Source organism: Photobacterium carnosum, from assembly GCF_021236965.1.
Lineage (GTDB): Bacteria > Pseudomonadota > Gammaproteobacteria > Enterobacterales > Vibrionaceae > Photobacterium > Photobacterium carnosum.
Map to the genome: position 1 here is coordinate 138241 of NZ_WMDN01000006.1, position 17266 is coordinate 155506.

12 protein-coding genes are annotated in these 17266 nt (G+C 37.8%); 5 read left to right on the plus strand and 7 right to left on the minus strand.

The window, feature by feature from the left end:
* Nucleotides 1–331 precede the first annotated feature (331 nt).
* On the plus strand, nt 332–1156 hold the full coding sequence (locus GLP24_RS08385) for a DUF2797 domain-containing protein (RefSeq protein WP_373322853.1): 825 nt from the start codon (nt 332–334) through the stop codon (nt 1154–1156).
* A gap of 80 nt (nt 1157–1236) precedes the next feature.
* Here the strand turns inward: GLP24_RS08385 and GLP24_RS08390 are convergent, their stop codons facing one another.
* Together GLP24_RS08390 and GLP24_RS08395 are read right to left on the minus strand one after the other, a co-directional pair.
* Nucleotides 1237–1947 (minus strand): putative ATP-dependent zinc protease, encoded by a 711-nt coding sequence (locus GLP24_RS08390; RefSeq protein ID WP_232599577.1) that lies wholly within the window; start codon nt 1945–1947, stop codon nt 1237–1239.
* A gap of 95 nt (nt 1948–2042) precedes the next feature.
* Nucleotides 2043–2933: a phosphotransferase gene (locus GLP24_RS08395; RefSeq protein WP_101767707.1), complete on the minus strand. Its 891-nt coding sequence runs from the start codon at nt 2931–2933 to the stop codon at nt 2043–2045.
* 597 nt (nt 2934–3530) lie between these two features.
* On the opposite strand from GLP24_RS08395, the gene GLP24_RS08400 reads away from it, so the two are divergent.
* Both GLP24_RS08400 and GLP24_RS08405 read left to right on the plus strand, forming a co-directional pair.
* Nucleotides 3531–5177 (plus strand): ABC-ATPase domain-containing protein, encoded by a 1647-nt coding sequence (locus GLP24_RS08400; RefSeq protein ID WP_045036806.1) that lies wholly within the window; start codon nt 3531–3533, stop codon nt 5175–5177.
* Between the two features lie 194 nt (nt 5178–5371).
* A complete protein-coding gene (locus GLP24_RS08405) occupies nt 5372–6670 on the plus strand; it encodes a DEAD/DEAH box helicase (RefSeq protein WP_101767706.1) in 1299 nt (432 codons plus the stop codon).
* Between the two features lie 162 nt (nt 6671–6832).
* Here GLP24_RS08405 and GLP24_RS08410 read toward each other — a convergent pair whose 3' ends face one another.
* Entirely contained in the window at nt 6833–7852 is a 1020-nt protein-coding gene (locus GLP24_RS08410; protein WP_232583544.1) for an HAD family hydrolase, read from the minus strand.
* Nucleotides 7853–7948: 96 nt separating this feature from the next.
* Entirely contained in the window at nt 7949–9799 is a 1851-nt protein-coding gene (locus GLP24_RS08415; RefSeq protein ID WP_232612945.1) for a beta-ketoacyl synthase, read from the minus strand.
* Between the two features lie 164 nt (nt 9800–9963).
* Here GLP24_RS08415 and GLP24_RS08420 point away from each other — a divergent pair, with 164 nt between their 5' ends.
* Complete coding sequence (locus GLP24_RS08420; RefSeq protein ID WP_045036773.1) at nt 9964–10944, plus strand: GlxA family transcriptional regulator; 981 nt, start codon at nt 9964–9966, stop codon at nt 10942–10944.
* Nucleotides 10945–11025: 81 nt separating this feature from the next.
* Here the strand turns inward: GLP24_RS08420 and GLP24_RS08425 are convergent, their stop codons facing one another.
* Together GLP24_RS08425 and GLP24_RS08430 are read right to left on the minus strand one after the other, a co-directional pair.
* Nucleotides 11026–11307: a hypothetical protein gene (locus GLP24_RS08425; RefSeq protein WP_101767703.1), complete on the minus strand. Its 282-nt coding sequence runs from the start codon at nt 11305–11307 to the stop codon at nt 11026–11028.
* A gap of 259 nt (nt 11308–11566) precedes the next feature.
* Nucleotides 11567–12181, minus strand: a complete 615-nt coding sequence (locus GLP24_RS08430; protein WP_101767702.1) for a histidine phosphatase family protein — start codon at nt 12179–12181, stop codon at nt 11567–11569.
* A 431-nt stretch (nt 12182–12612) separates the two neighbouring features.
* Here GLP24_RS08430 and GLP24_RS08435 point away from each other — a divergent pair, with 431 nt between their 5' ends.
* Nucleotides 12613–14505, plus strand: a complete 1893-nt coding sequence (locus GLP24_RS08435) for an FAD-dependent oxidoreductase (RefSeq protein ID WP_232615853.1) — start codon at nt 12613–12615, stop codon at nt 14503–14505.
* A gap of 130 nt (nt 14506–14635) precedes the next feature.
* Here the strand turns inward: GLP24_RS08435 and GLP24_RS08440 are convergent, their stop codons facing one another.
* Entirely contained in the window at nt 14636–17194 is a 2559-nt protein-coding gene (locus tag GLP24_RS08440) for an NHL repeat-containing protein (RefSeq protein ID WP_232615854.1), read from the minus strand.
* Nucleotides 17195–17266 lie beyond the last annotated feature (72 nt).

The following is a 17266-nucleotide window of genomic DNA, read 5'->3' on the forward strand; positions in this document are numbered from 1 at the left end:
TTTTATTTTTTTGATATTCCATCTTCTCTATCTTCATACCTTGATATTAATAAATAAAATTATAACTGCGTATACAATAATTATATTATTTGTAAATATTATGTATTTGTTTACTACTTACTATTTTTATATATGCTGTAATTAACCTCTTAAGTTTATTCTTCATGATATCCCCCACGACTACCAATGAATATAAGTTAATTATAGTCAATATTTATACTGTAGGTATGGAAATATTATTAATTGTTTGTGCAACGCTTCACTATTAACCATCGTAAGATACTTGGGTCTTCACACAAATCACTGATACACTCATGGCAAACATTTAATAATGAGCACGAGCATGCAAGGTACACTCAGTAAAATGAAATCATCACTTGGAGACGTTGTTGATTACTATCTCCCTGTTGGCGATCAACAACTTCATCTTAACCCATTTATTGGTAAGCAATTAACCCTTACTCATACGGGTAATATTTTCTGCTGTTCATGTGGTAAGAAAACCAAAAAAAGTTATTCTCAAGGGCATTGCTTTCCTTGTATGAAAAAACTGGCTAGCTGTGATATGTGTATTCTGAAGCCAGAAACTTGCCATTATGCAAAAGGAACCTGCCGAGAGCCGCAATGGGGCGAAGATAATTGCATGGTGCCACACTATGTTTACCTTTCTAATACTTCAGCTCTTAAAGTTGGTATTACCCGCCACACTCAACTCCCTACTCGTTGGATTGATCAAGGTGCAACTCAAGCGCTTGCCGTATTAAAAGTAAAAACGCGCCAAATATCAGGCTTAGTTGAAGTTGCCATTGCTGAAATGGTGGCAGATAAAACCAATTGGCGCACAATGCTAAAAGGTAATAATGCAGATATCGATCTCCAGCAACAAGCTCAATTGTTATTACCAGAAGTAAAACAAAAGCTTGCTGAGATAACTGCAGAGTTTGGTGAAGATGCTATCGAGTATTTAGATAATGACATTGTTGATATTCATTATCCCGTTGATCACTTTCCAACCAAAATAGCGTCTCATAATTTTGATAAAGAGCCCGTTGTAAGCGGTATTCTTGAAGGAATTAAAGGTCAATATTTACTGTTCGATACTGGCGTCATTAACATCCGTAAATTTAGCAGCTATGAAATCATCGTAGCTGAATAATCTTTACTCATAAAAACAAAAACGGCATTCCTCTTTAATAAGGGGAATACCGTTTCTTATATCGTAATCGAAGATAATATTTATTTAGCTTGAGGTTGAATATATTTACGCTGACTATTTTGTACAGCAACGTCACGCATAAAATTCTCACCTAAAACAACACCATTACCACCATCAATAAGTTGATATGCGACTTCATCATTACGATCACCCAGTTTTGTCCGTAATAAAACGACGGGTAATCGCTTTTGATCATCCGATTTTTCCCATGCTTTTACTGGGTATTTATATTCTTTCGCTTGAAAAATAAATTTCACCCAATTATCACCATCACGCTCAAATTCCACGAGATCTTTAACACCAATTCGAGATGTTGATGATTTAGGATCGATATAAGCAGAAATATGTTGGGTACCTGATAATACTAGCACCCATTCATGATGTCCTAAAATTAGCATACCATCTTTGGTGGCCTTTTTTGTGGTCGCCTTTTGCTTATGATTAACAGCCGCTAACTTTGCAGATGCGGTTGAAGCCGTGATTTTATCAGTTGTCACGTTTGTAGGCGCGAAGACCTGTTTTTTTATTTTAATTACTTTTTTTTCCGACGCTTCTGTTTGTTCTTTTGCCGCCGCTTTTATTTCAGCAGCAGTCACCATTGAAATAAATGTCAATGGCTTAGTTATTGGTTTTATTGCTGGTACCGCCAGTTGTTGATCATCATTTGCAGCTAATTGCTGAGCACAACCAAAAAGAAACAAGGCTAATAAACCGACTGCAGTTTTCTTCATAAATTATATCGTCCTTTACATTTTCACAGATCATAACTAACCATAATACGTAGATTCATATTCTGCCAAATAATTCTATACCATCAGATACATCGTTATTGTATAACTGACTCATATTGTGAAAATTTATTGGTTAGCCATTGTTCATTGTACCAACCCATATTACGGCTATGTTTAGCATCATCCCATAAACTAAAAAAATGACGACGCTCTTCAAAACCATCATCTAAATGACTTTTTTCTAGATAACGTTCAGCGATATGTAAATCACTTCGAACATCAAATAAATGAATCACATCCAATTCTCGATGTTTAAAACCGCTATCACAAGGATCCAATAATCCCGCAACTTTAAACGTTGTTGGATCAAAAAGTACATTGGCAATATGACAGTCATCATGTACAAAAGATGATGACTCATGGGCAATCGGGGCTAAAATTTTGGTTCTATTTTCCCAAAGATCAGTGAATTTTTCTTTTAACTTCGAGCTAAAGGGTGAACCTGCACTCATTAAATAGTGATACACACTGCCCATCCAATCATCAAATGCTGAACCTAAATGTTGACTAAACTCACCATTTGAAAGTTCAAACCCTTGTGGATGCTGATGCTCATGCAGTGCTAATAAAATATCAGTATAGTCCTCTCTAAATATCATCACAGCTTTAGAATCATCAGGTAATTGATGAGCAGAGACCCCATCTAACCAATCTAAAACAATATAATCATATCCAGCTTCTCGGCCAAAAAAATAAATTTCAGGCACTGGGCATGATACAATTTTACGCAGCTGCTCTAAACTCGCGACTTCTTTTCCAATACGACCAATTTCACGCGAAAACTTAACCACAATTTTCGACTTCCCTGAGGCAAGAAAAACTACCCAACCATAAAAGGTTTCCTGAATATCACACACATCAGTTTTACGACGAAACATTGTAAAAAAAGCATTTTCAGCAATAGTTTTAAGTTGGGGTTTATTCATCTTTGTTACCTTGATTATCATGGTCACACAATACAGATGATTTATACCTATGTGGAATAAACCATTGGTTTTAAGTGACTTTTCGTTATTTTATGTTTTAAGAATGCATCATAACAGCGAAGATAACCAGTATTGACGAATAGAAAAGATGAAAATAGTTTACTTTTACTTACAATTTCATTTTTAGTGATAATAATCACTTTTTTTTGCTGATAATTTAGAATTCTAAACTATTTAATTTATTTATATAAAAACAACTAATCTATAACATTAAAAAACAACTAAAAAACATATAGATAAAAGGTATAAATATGCTTTTTTTGGTATGCATTCTATTGCAAATCTTTTGTGCGCTTAATTTGTGACAAAAAAACGTCTTGTTTTGTAATCATTCAATAAGAACTTCTTTTTTTTACTTACATAAAATAACTTTACATTTTCATTGTTCTCCTTGCTTAAAGTTGATCGTTATCTAGCTGTTTTTTGTGACCTAGATAAAGTTTTCATGCTAAAAGTCAGTGTTTAGTGTAATATCCAGCGACCAGAGCCAACCTCATTATGCGCTCTGTATTTAATAACGAACGATATCGGGGCGATATGCAATTACTCGAAGCCAAACTCCATAAAATTGACCGTCATAACTACCGCAGCTATTCAAGTATGCGCGGTGAATATCACTTTGTTGATTTCGACTTTTTTATCGATACCGTTCAGTCGGATCCCTTTGCGCCAGCTTCTCGCGTTCGTGCTCGTCGCGCTTGGTCATTAACTGACCTCGAATGGCTACGTGAAAAATCGACTGATTATCAACGTGCAGCTCGTGATTTTATTGCACGTTTCTTTGCTGAATTATCACAGCAAGACAATGCAGTCTTAATTGATATGCCAGGACAAACCATTCTTGATCGCACTTCAGTTGTGTTTGATGAAGAAGGTATTGAATTACGTTTCCGCATTAATATGCCTGCCGATGGCCGTACTATTATTGCGAAAAAAACCCTTAACCTATTGACGTTCTATTTACCAAAGATGATTCGTCGTGCCACTATCGCACGTGAATTGCCAATGGATGAATTACAACGTCACTGTGAAGCGGTTGAAGATCAAGTTGCACTACGTAGCCAGCTTAAACAACATAAGCTGTTAGCCTTTGTTGCAGATGGCAGCTTATTACCTCGTATTGCAGGTAATAGTGATTTACCGTTAACAGACGCAATTCCATTTCTGAGTCCTGATAACTTAGCGGTAGAATTAGAAGCGCCTCATAAAGGTAAAATCCGCGGTATGGGTATTCCAGAAGGTATTACGCTTATCGTTGGTGGTGGTTTCCACGGTAAGTCAACCTTATTGAGTGCCATTGAACGTTCAGTGTATGATCATGTTCCTGGTGATGGTCGTGAATATGTAGTGACTAATGATGCGGCGGCTAAAATTCGCGCTGAAGATGGTCGTTGTGTACACAATGTTGATCTATCACCTTACATCAGCAATTTGCCTATGGGTAAAGATACCACTGCGTTTAGTAGCCAAAATGCTTCTGGCTCAACCTCTCAAGCATCATGGTTACAAGAATCGATTGAATCTGGCGCTGAAGCCTTATTGATTGATGAAGATACATCAGCCTCTAACTTCATGATCCGTGATGAGCGTATGCAAGCACTGATCTGTAAAGAAGATGAGCCAATTACGCCATTAGTTGACCGCATTGCACTGTTACGCGATCAACACAACATCTCAGTAATGTTAGTAATGGGTGGTTCTGGTGACTATCTTGATGTGGCAGATACTGTTATTCAAATGCATAACTATGATGCCGTTGATGTAACAGAAAAAGCACGTGCAGTGGTTGCTTCTCATCCAACACGTCGTAAGCAAGAAGGAACAGAAGTTATTGTTCATCCTCGCACACGTCAAATCAACCGCAGTGCATTACAAGCAATGTTAGAAGAAGGCAAGTTCCGTATTCAAGTTAAAGACAAAACATCACTACGTTTTGGTCGTGAATACATAGACTTAAAAGCCTTAGAGCAAATTGCTCACTCTAGCCAACTATTAGCCATTGGTTACCTATGGTTCCAACTTGCGCAAACTAAGGGCTGGGAAAAAAATCCTACTCATGCGTTTGCCAATATGTTGCACGATAATTGGGCTGATATGATGCCTAAATATGGTGAAATGGCTAAACCTCGCGTTATTGAGGTTATGGCTGTATTGAACCGAATGCGAAAAGCTGAATTTAAGTAAGCTTTAAGCTGACCTCAGTTATTCTTTAAACCCCGCATAATGCGGGGTTTATGTTAACTCAGGACACGGTAGCGCAATAACTTACAATCAACTATAATATGCGGTCATTTTATTCGCAGATTACATTCATAAGCTTACCTTAATCATTAGTTTATGAATGTAATCGGCATAGGCCGACAGTTTAGGAACACAGCATGTCATTTTTATCTCAAGGTTTTTCTCCAGAACTTGTTAAAGCGTTAACCGAAATTGGTTACGAGAAATTAACCCCAATTCAGCAACAAGCAATGCCTCAAGCACGACGTGGTGCTGATATTTTAGCATTGGCACAAACAGGTACAGGCAAAACAGCCGCTTTTGCATTGCCTATTATTCAAAAGTTGTTGGACAAACCTGCAACAAAAAGTCGTTTTAACGTCCGTGCATTAATTCTTGCGCCAACCCGTGAGCTTGCAGAACAGATCTCAGTTAACATCAACGATTACGCTAAGTACACTAATATTAACTGTACCGCGGTGTTTGGTGGCAAAAAAATGTCATCTCAAGAAAGATGCCTAGAAAAAGGTGTTGATATTCTTGTTGCAACACCTGGTCGTTTAATTGAGCACATAGAACAAAAGAACGTTTCATTAGCGAACTTAGAATTTCTAGTGTTTGATGAAGCTGACCGTATGCTTGATATGGGCTTTATCGGTGCTATCCGCGTTATTCTAGAAGACATTCGTACCAAGCCACAAACAATGTTGTTCTCTGCAACCTCTTCTGCGCAGATGAATGCATTAGCCGCTGATATTCTACGTAAACCACAGCGTATTACTGTAACACCAGAAAACAGCACAGCCGCGACGGTTTCTCACGTAGTGTATCCTGTTGATCAAGACCGTAAACGTGAAATGCTGTCTGAATTAATTGGTAAGAAAAACTGGCCACAAGTATTGGTTTTTGTTAACTACAAAGAAACCGCTAACCAGTTAGTGAAAGAACTAAAACTTGATGGCATTAAAGCGGTTCTTTGCCATGGTGATAAAGCACAAAGTGCTCGTCGTCGTGCATTAGAAGAGTTTAAAGAAGGTAAAGCACGTGTAATGATTGCGACGGAAGTTGCTGCACGTGGTTTAGACATTCAAAACTTACCGTATGTTGTTAACTACGACATGCCATTCCTTGCTGAAGATTACGTACACCGTATTGGTCGTACTGGTCGTGCAGGACAAAAAGGCAATGCAATCTCATTTGTTAGCCGTGAAGAAGAACTGACATTAGTGCAGATCGAACGTTTGATTAACCAACGTATTCACCGCGTACAATTGGAAGGTTACGAGCCAAAGAGCCGTGAAGCGCTAGTCGTGCGTATGAATACTAAAGCCGCTTACCGTGATCGTGCAGGTCGTCAAAACAACCCGACTCAAGATCAATCAGCCGCTGAACGTCGCGCTCGTTTACGTAACGCAATTAGCAGCAAAGCAACCAAGATCACTCGCTTGAAGAAGTAAGTTAAATACATTCTTTAATGTATTAACACGAAAAAGCCGAGCTAAGATTTTTATCTTACTCGGCTTTTTTATTTAATCTTTATCAATGCATATTAGTAATAACGATTAATAACAAATAATAACGTATTAACACTGGCACGGTATTACATCGCTAAAATCTAACTATAATGTTCGACGTTCAGCTTTAGTGGGGAAAATTTGACACCAATCTTTCTTCATATCAACCACTTGCCACTGATGCTGTTTTGCTGCTTGCATCAATGCAGGGGTAAATTTACCTTCAAAAGAATCAGCACCATATTGCCATTCACGTGCGCTATCGGTGTGATGAATCAACATGCCTAAACTCGCGCCTTTTTGAGAGGTTGTCCATGACAACATCGCTTTATCACCCGTCGAATTACCAACCGCTAGAATAGGACGCTTACCAATGATCGTTGCAATATTGATCGCCTTTTGTGGGCCGTCATCAATGTATACCAACTTATCATTCTTAATTAATCCACCGTCTTTATAAGTATAACCAAACGCAGTACCAATCACATTTTCAGCAGGAATATGATAAATAGCCTCACTCCATGGCTTGATAAATGCACCACCAGCACCGGTTACAATAAATACTTTAAACTGATGTGCGTGAAGATAGTCAATCAACTCAATCATCGGTTGATAAACTAAATCTGTATATGGACGTTTAAAGCGTGGTGATTGGGCTGTTGAGAGCCAGTCTAAAACATCTTTACTATATTGCTCGGGCGTTAGTCCTGCTTGTGACGTAGCTAAAATAGGCAATAATGCCCCCCAGCCTTTCGCGAAAATAGCTTTAGTATTGTTATCGAGTACCCACTTATACGGTGTTTCTGTTTTCCACTCAGGATGCTGCGCACTTTCATGCTTAATTTGACTAAAAGCAAACAAGAACTGCGTATAAGTTGGCTTTTCAGGCCATAAGGTTCCGTCATTATCTAACACCGCAATACGTGCGCTGGGCTTCACGAAATCAGGATTTCCAGCGGTTGTCACTTCATTAACAAACTGAGTGATCGCACTACGACTAGCACCATTATTCCATAATGGCAGCACATCACCATTATTTAAACATGTTGCACTATAAGCAGACGTTGATACAGCAAGTAAACTGGCAACACCAATCCAGATTGCTGCTATTTTTTGTCTAGTCACAAACCTATGATCCTTATTCTTCGTTTTTATCGTAATAAAAAGCAGGCCATGAATAACCTGCTTTTTTATTTCTTATTTTCTATTTCTTATTTGATTCTAGTTGTAATCTGCGTAAGGATTAACACTACTTAATGTAATTGCATGTTCAAACGCAGACAATTTAATCGCATCAGGTGTAATGGTAACTGAATGCTCATCCATTACCGCTTCACCAAACTGATAACGAATAGTCTCTTGCCCTAGGCATGCGTTAGTATCGTTACGTGTTGTAACCGCTTTAACAGCCTGATTACGCACCTGATAAGCGGCTATTGCATCACTACCGTATTTCGCCGTTAACATTGCAACGGTTTGTTGCGGTGATAACACAAGTCCGGATGCATTGTTACCACCAAAGCCTTTCGCATTAAGAATAACAGCTTTGTAAGCTTGGCCGCAATCACCCGCGAAAGTGTGCTCGGTAAGAATATTCAGATTTGAACAATGAACATCATCAGCAATATGATCAATGGTATTAATCGCAGGTAGCCAACCGTATTGCCATACGCCTAATGAAGCGACAAGCTGATCCCCAGCGGCTGCACTCATTGAATGACCTACATACGATTTAATCGCTGCGACAGGCCAGCTTTCAATACCAAATGTTTTAGCGACTTCATTAAGAATATGGCTTTCAGTCACGCGGTTTTGCGGTGTGCCTGTACCGTGGGCTTGGACAAATGTTTGTTTTACGCCCTCTTCACCAAGAATCGCTTTTGCCAATGCCGCAGCTTTCGCGACGGTGACATAGTTACCAACACCAGGCGCTGAAATTGACTTTTTATTCGCATCAGCATTCACAAACACATCAGCCACAGAGCCATAGATATTAGCCCCTAGCTCAAGTGCTAATTCGTCATCCATTAGCACCACAAATTGCGCAGATTCCGCCATGGTAAAACCTGCGTTTGATGAAAATGGACGACAAGCACGACGATTATCAACACGATCACTGCCATCAAGTGCTTTTAATTGCTCATCTTCAGCCAATGCGCCCATCACCCGGAAGCCTTCCATGATTTCAGGAACAACAGGTGCTTCAGCATTACCGACAATCACAACTTTCGCTTTGCCATGTTGAATATCGTGCATACCTTGACGTAGATTATATAAGAACGTCGCACACGCCCCCATGTTTGTACCCGTTGCGCCAATACTGTTAATCACATAGCCATTAATAAAGTCAGCGGGCATTTGCGCTAATGATAACGCCATCATCTTAGAACTTACACGACCGCCAGTAAGATGCGCCGCAATCATGCCACCTAGCGAGTTATCATCAATTTGTGCTAAACCACTGCCCGCATAGACTGACACTTCGTCGGGTTTGATGTGGCGTAAAACTTCATCCCACTCAAAACCTAACGAGTTAAGTGCATCTGAAGCACCATATATTGTGAGCGACAAACCACGCGGATGAAAACGAGAATTATATAATTTACTAGGATCAAAACCGGCAGGAATATTACCGCCACTAGAAACAGGAAAAGCAACTCGCCCCTCAACTAAGGCATCAAAATCACCATTAACAGTAATAACGGCTTTTGCACCTTGAATATCAACCTGCCAGTTGCTTGGAATATGATTAGGTAATTTAGATTTACGTAAGGTAAATGTGATTTGATCATCTGCTGAATTGAGATTCGCTTTATATTGATATAACAGATTATCAGGATCAAACGAATCAATACGGCGTACACACGTACCCGCTTTAATTGCAGTAATAATATCTTCAGTAATAGCGCCATCATCACTCAATCCCATTCGACGAGCGAGATCTTGCCATGTTGATTGCATTGTATCTTCAGATAGCACATCAGCAATCATAAGTTTATAACTATGAAAGCCAGAACTGCGACCAGCGGCATTGATGCCACCCAAACCAACAATTAGCGGTAATTTTGCCATTTTAATATCCTGAGATCGATTTAATACATCGTTTGAATCAGAATATCAGTATTAATCTGTGATTCACTCTATATTTATGCCAAAATCACTGCCATTACAGCCAAAGATGCGAAAACATTACAATGATGTGTGTTTTATGCACAATTATTGTCAGAGGTAGAATAATGAAAGTAGGTTTTATACTTTTTCATAGAGCATTAATTACGGGCATTTCATTAAGTGCTGAAATGTTAACCAGTGCCGCCAGCCTTCGTGATCGTAAAACTCAACGACAGTCACCCTTTGATATTAAGCTTATTGCTCCAACACTCACATCGCCAAACTTAACCGCAGGTATTCGCATTCAGCCTGATATCACATTTGAAGACCCCGCAAATTTTGACATTATTATTGTGCCACCAATGTGGGGCAACCCAATATCTGCACTGTCAAAACACCCCGAAATCCCCCCTTGGTTAATTAAGCAATATCATAATGGCGCTCAAATTATTGCAACAGGAACCGGCGTGACTTGGCTGGCTGAAACGGGGTTACTAAACCATCAAACTGCCACTACCCATTGGTATTTTTATGACAAATTCTCACAGCGTTATCCACAAATAAAACTTAACCGTAAAGCCTCTATTACTTCAGCGAATGGGCTTTACTGCACCGAAAGTATTAACTCACAAACCGAAATGGTGCTGTATTTAATCTCTAAATATTATGGACAGAAAATCGCCAACACCATTGAAACCCATTATGGTCATGAAATCAGTAAATCGGGTCATCAACCTTTTTATGAAATTGGCGGCCAAGTGCAATTTGATGAATCAATCGCCCAAGCACAAGATTGGATGCAACGCTATATGTCGCAGCCATTAACCACCCAACAAATAGCACAGCATTGTGAATTACCATTACGCAGCTTTAATCGTAAATTTAAAGATCAAGTCGGCCAAGCACCCCATCAATATCTACAAAAAATAAGAATGGAAACAGCCAAAGAATTATTACGGGATTTTGGAATGTCATTGTCTGATGTATCAGAACAGGTGGGATATAAAGATGCTTACCATTTTTCAACACGATTTCAAAAAGAATTTGATATTACACCGTCACAATACCGCAATATGGTAAAAGCCAAAGCGTACAATGTTCAATAACCACAATTAAATAATAAAACAAAAACGCCTAACAATAATTGCTAGGCGTTCTTAGTATAATAAGTGCTTTTATGACAGCGATTAAAATTTTCGACTGGTCACATCTTCGTACTCACCATCAATCACGTTTGCTGTCGTTTGACGCTGCTGACGAAACACATTGTTCATAGTTTCATCTTGCCCAGCAAAACCTTCTGTGAAATTATTTTCTTTAAATTGCATACCTTCGGCAGCAAGTTTACGTTTAATAAATGGCTTCGCAATCATTGCTGCAAGGCCAAGAAACAATGCCATAATGGTAGCAAAAGAAACTGCAAATAAACCGATTACAACAGCAAAAAAACCAGTAAGTAAATTTCTCATGGACACGCCTCTCTAAATCATATCAATCAGGCTATTAGGTTATCCTAATGTTTATCTCATACCTGATAAGTTCGCTTATTTTAACATCAATTCAATACTTTTATTATCTATGTAGATAATAGCTTTTTATAAATGAACCAATCATGAACACAAGCATTAATTTGTTATATAAAGTATGTTTTATTATACTTTACAGTGAAAGGAAAGATAATTTTTATTCATCGATAAAATGTTACTATTCGTTTGCTGTAATAATGGCTTAAACGGCTAACGTCATTTCACTATAAATATCGCACTGAATACGACTAATTTTATCATTAGCCAATAAGAAGTAAGCATCTTGAGGTAAATCTTGAGAAAACACCTCACTATAAGTCATCCCTGCATATACGCCGCGAAATACAGCACCGGTTAAACCATGAGAGATAATAATTATATTCTCAGGCACTGAAACATCGGCTAAAAAATCTTCAATACGATCTTTAACGCCATAGTATGACTCCGCATTTGGCGCCATTAAATACCAATCACGTTGTTCGCAAAGCCGTGGTTGCTGGGCTTTAAGATCAGGAATATATGCTTTTTCCCAATCGCCTAAACAAAATTCTTGTAAGCGTATATCTTGCACTATCTTATCTGAATCAATACCAATTTGTTCTGCAACGATTGCAGCAGTTTGCATCGCACGACCTAATGGACTTGAATAAATAGTCCACTGCCGTTTGTTTGCTAATTTATTTTTTAAAGATAAACCGATCGTCGTTGCTTGTTGTTGTCCTAAATCTGTTAGACTAGAATTACAATGTCCTTGTAAGCGTTGTTGTGCATTAAAAACTGTTTGACCATGACGTAATAAAAATATGCTTTTTGACATTATGCCCCCTTGTGTAGCGCTTTAGATTATACTATCAAGGCATCACCAACAATATAAAAACCAAAAACAAACACTAACGCCTGTTTTTATTTTTAACTCATTCTTGTCATCAAAAATAAAATAAACAAACCAACGCAAACGATTACCTTAGCTAAGATATTGATCTTAAATAAAAAAATAAAATAATCACAGACAATAGCACTCTTTATACCCATAAAGCATCATGTTATGATGCCGTCCCTATTTAGCCAATGAACATATAACAGACAATTTAATACGTCTAACCTCTGCTTTGTTATAAGCAATTCGCATCTTTGGCTTATACGGATATAGCCTTTAAGTAATTCATAAAATAATTAAAAATCACTGAGAAACACTAACGATATCAATACAAATTTGTTCTCAGTAGATAAAAAGAATAGAGACTATTAATGGTAAATATCATTATTAACGGTAACACATTCAAGGTAAATCAAAGTCTAACCTTGCTCAACGCTGCAGAAGAATGTGGCATTACTATTCCATCGCTATGTGGTATCGATGGTTTTCATCATAACTGTGATTTATGTGACGTTGAAGTTGAACATCATGGCACGGTGAAAGCGTGCCGCACGTATCCTACCGAAGGGATGATCGTTACAACAACGTCAACAGCATTAATTCAACGGCGCAAACACGCATTAGAGCAGATATTATCCGCCCATAATATCAGTTGCAGTGTGCCACCATGCCAAGTCGCTTGCCCAGCAGATGTTGATATTCAATCTTATCTCTATTTTATTGCGACTAATCAGCCTCAAAAAGCCATTGAAGTCATCAAAAAAACACTACCAATGCCACTGTCTATTGGTCGAGTATGCCCCGCTTTTTGTGAAGCTAAATGTCAGCGTAAATTAGTGGATGGTTCAATTGCGATTCGACAGATAAAACGCTATGCCGCAGATATTGATCTAGCATCATTACATGCTTATACCCCAACAAAAAAATCCACTAAAGCACAGCATATTGCCATTGTTGGTGCCGGTCCTGGTGGATTAAGTTGTGGTTATTTCTTAAGTAATGAAGGTTACAACGTCACTGTTTTTGAATCTATGCCTCAAGCTGGCGGTTGGTTACGCTACGGCATTCCAGAATACCGCTTACCTAAAGCTATTTTAGATCAAGAAATTGACATCATGTGCCGTAATGGTATGACGATTGAAACCGATAAAAAGTTGGGTACTGATTTTACGTTATCGTCATTACAACACAACTATGATGCCGTCTGTTTAGCGGTTGGTGCTTCACTCGCCAGTGAAATGAATTATCAAGGTACCGATCTTGATGGGCATTATCTTGGTGTCGACTTTTTAAAAGATCAGATGCTAGATAAACACTATACCATCGGTAAAAAAGTAGCGGTTATCGGGGGGGGGAATACAGCAATTGATTGCGCACGAACAGCATTACGTTTAGGGGCACATACCACCCTGATCTATCGTCGTACCCGTGATGAAATGCCGGCTGAATTATATGAAATTGAAGAAGCAGAACACGAAGGGGTTAACTTCTTATTTTTAACTAATCCGGTGGAAAATATTGCCGATGAAAATGGTCATATTTGCCAAGTAAAATTAGAAACTATGGCGCTTGGTGAACCTGATGCGACAGGTCGCTGTTCTCCGAAGGCGACCGGTGAATATGTTTATGCTGAATTTGACACAGTGATTGCTGCTGTCTCACAGAAAACAGATACGCGATTTTTAGATAACGATACTGTTCAATTGCCTATCAATCATAGGAATACACTCGATACCGATGAACAAACAATGTATTCAGGTGTCGATAAGATTTTTGGTATTGGTGATTTTCGTCGAGGTCCAGCAACGGCTATTGAAGCGATTGCTGATGGACGTAAAGCTGCCCAAGCGATTGATGCGCAATTTGGTGGCAACATGGAAAAACTCTACACCGAGTCATTCCGTGAACGCAATGTGGCACGTGGACATTTAATTCGACCCGATCATGTCAATAAGCTCAAAAATGTAATGCGTTCATTACTTTCAAATTCAGATAATAATGCAACCGATATTGAAGCTCAGCTTGAACACGTATTAAAACAAGTCATGCGCAATAAAATGTCAGAGTTGAATGTTGATGATCGCCATTTAAGTTTTAATGAAGTTGAAACAGGCTATAGCCATCAAGCTGCTATTGATGAAGCAAAACGTTGTCTAAGCTGTGGTTGTCACGATGGTAATGACTGTAAATTACGCCATTACGCGACCGATTATCATGTTGATAAGCAATTGATCATCAGTGGATTACGTCCTATTAGTGCTTAATCAAATTTAACCCATAAACAAAGTACAAATAAAAAAGCCACACTCATATTGATAATCATCATAAACGAGCGTGGCTTTTGTTTACATTAATACTTTCGTCGTTATTATCTTAACAAATGACGTTAACGAGTTACTTTAACGGTACTGGATTTTCAGCAAAGTAACGTTCAACAATATTTATATCTGATGCAGGACGAGGTACACGCATATTGTGCGCAATACCATTGTAAAGATCTTCTCTTGGCGTTTTATAAAAACTATTAATATTATCGTCTAAATATGGTAATTCTTGGCGACGAATCATCATTTGTTGGATATCTTGTGACATCCGTTGCATCCCAGTGGAATATGACGAAAAACTACTCGAATGGCTGCCCCAATGATGACCGAACTCGTGGCCTACAACGCCTATACCTGATTTGTAGTAATGAGCATAATAGTTCCAAGTATCAATACCTAAAACATCGCCACCACCCAAACCACCACCGATGGTTGTAACACCTAATCGAATACCACCACGTTCCATAAACTCTTTGAATATACGTTGGTAATCATCACTACTAAAATAGCCACCTGGCGCATAAACAGGACCGGCATTACCGTAAAACTCATGCTCACCGCCACCAATACTTTGCTTATAATTAAACCATAAATGTTCAAACTCAGGGCTGTTAATCACATAAGCAAAGTTAGCCATGATAATCATCCACTCACGCGCATAAACAGGCGTTATTTTCTCCCAATGGCCATCTGCTCGAGAATATTTACCAAAACTTAAACTCCACTTCATACGGAAATCAGTGATCTTTTTAACAAACTCATCAGTTTCAGATGTTAAACGAATATCAAATAAATCACTTGGTAGATAACTGACATCGCCAATACCATAGAAAGTCACTGATTGCGTGCCATCAGAGGTAGGATAAGCATAATTATCAACTACTTTTTGTTCTATCGTATATTGGTTAAAAGCAGGTAATTGATCGACAGAACCCAATGTTAACCAAGTATCACTGCCTTTAAACTGTGCTTCCACATTAAGATTTGATGTTTCTTGAGCGGCATAACTTGTCAGTGCCAAATGGGTCTTATCTTGTTTACCTGATAGTAAACGATTAATTCGTACGGAGTGATTTTCAGTGAGGCTTTCCCAACTCTCTCCATCAAATAATAATGGCGTTCTAACGACATTTTCAGCCATAAGATCAATAGCCGTCGGCGTTTCGCCAACAGTATTCGACAAATGCATTTTTATTAATTCAATATCAGCCAATAATATTGTATTACCTTGTAGCATTGCTAATGTTTTATCTTCTGCTGCTAAATCAAAAGATGCTGTTAACGTCTTTTCTTTATTTTCAATTTGATCAAAATACTTAACCATATTTTGATCTGCTACTGCGATATTTTCAGGATCATTAAAATGTAATTTACCCTTTGAATATACATTTAATCGACCATTTTTATCTGCTGTATAAACATCACCATTCTTTGTTTCATAAACATTACGTTTAAAATGTGTTGTATATTTTGGCTCAACTAATTCAGTACTCTTTTCAAGATTCGCAATGTCATAAACATAAGTTGCTGTATTATCAAATGAAGCAATGAGTTCATTACCAACAACTTCTAATTTTATATTGCGTAATATATTATTACTTTCAGGCAAACTTAAAAAAGCATATTTTGACGCACGTTTATGATTACTTTCCGTTACATCACTTTGATTATAAACAGAAATCTTACCTGTAATGTCTGCAACAAAAACATAATTATCATTTACTGCGACAGCATAAGGATGCGTTAATGTCGTGTTGAATGTATTACCAGACCATGTCCCTGTACCTAATGACATAATAATTTGGTCGTCATTCTGTGTATCATAAATATCAACACGGTTTGACGATAATGACGCAACATATAAACGATTGTTATGCTCTGTAATATCACTGACTATACGGTATGTTTCCGCAACACCATTTTTAGTAAACCCGGTAATTGGCGTTAATGGTTGCTGAGTTTTTAAATCAAAACGATCAACACGAGAAAATGTACTATTTGTATTACCAACATACACTTTATCATTAATCACCGCGATCGATTCAGGCACAAAATCGCGGGCTTGTTGATAACCAAAACTAGAGAAGTCGAGTTTTTTTGCCGAGCCTAAAAATTGGGTAATAGATAATTTTTCATTATCTTCAATAGCACATGATGCAGTCTCAATAACAAGGTGACTATCCCCGACTGGCGTGGCAATTAGATTATTAGGTGAATATTCAATTAAACAGCCATTACCATAATCATAATTACCAAATGTTTTATTAACCATCACGATACCAAGATCGTACCAAGTCAATTCCCAGTCTGATCCTATAAAGTCAAACACATTTCTAAAACGCGTTTCATCAGTAAAAGTAGGAGTCGGAAAATCAAACTGAATATAATTATCATTATTAAGATGATAGTTTATACCGTTAATGCTGATATTACGCTGACCATCAATAATAACTATATTATTTTCATCTTGAGCTAATAAACGAATTTCTTCTATTTTATCATTAACTTTATTATAAATAGTTTGAGATTCAGATTTAATATATTCGTCAGAAGTAATATAGTTAGACGCAGATACATTAATACTTAATAATGCTGCTGCAATGGATAATACAATCACTTTTTTTTTCATATGCCTAGCCTCGATGTAATATTTGGCCAGTATGCATGCTACTTTTTACTTTGTAATGTGATTTTTCTTCTT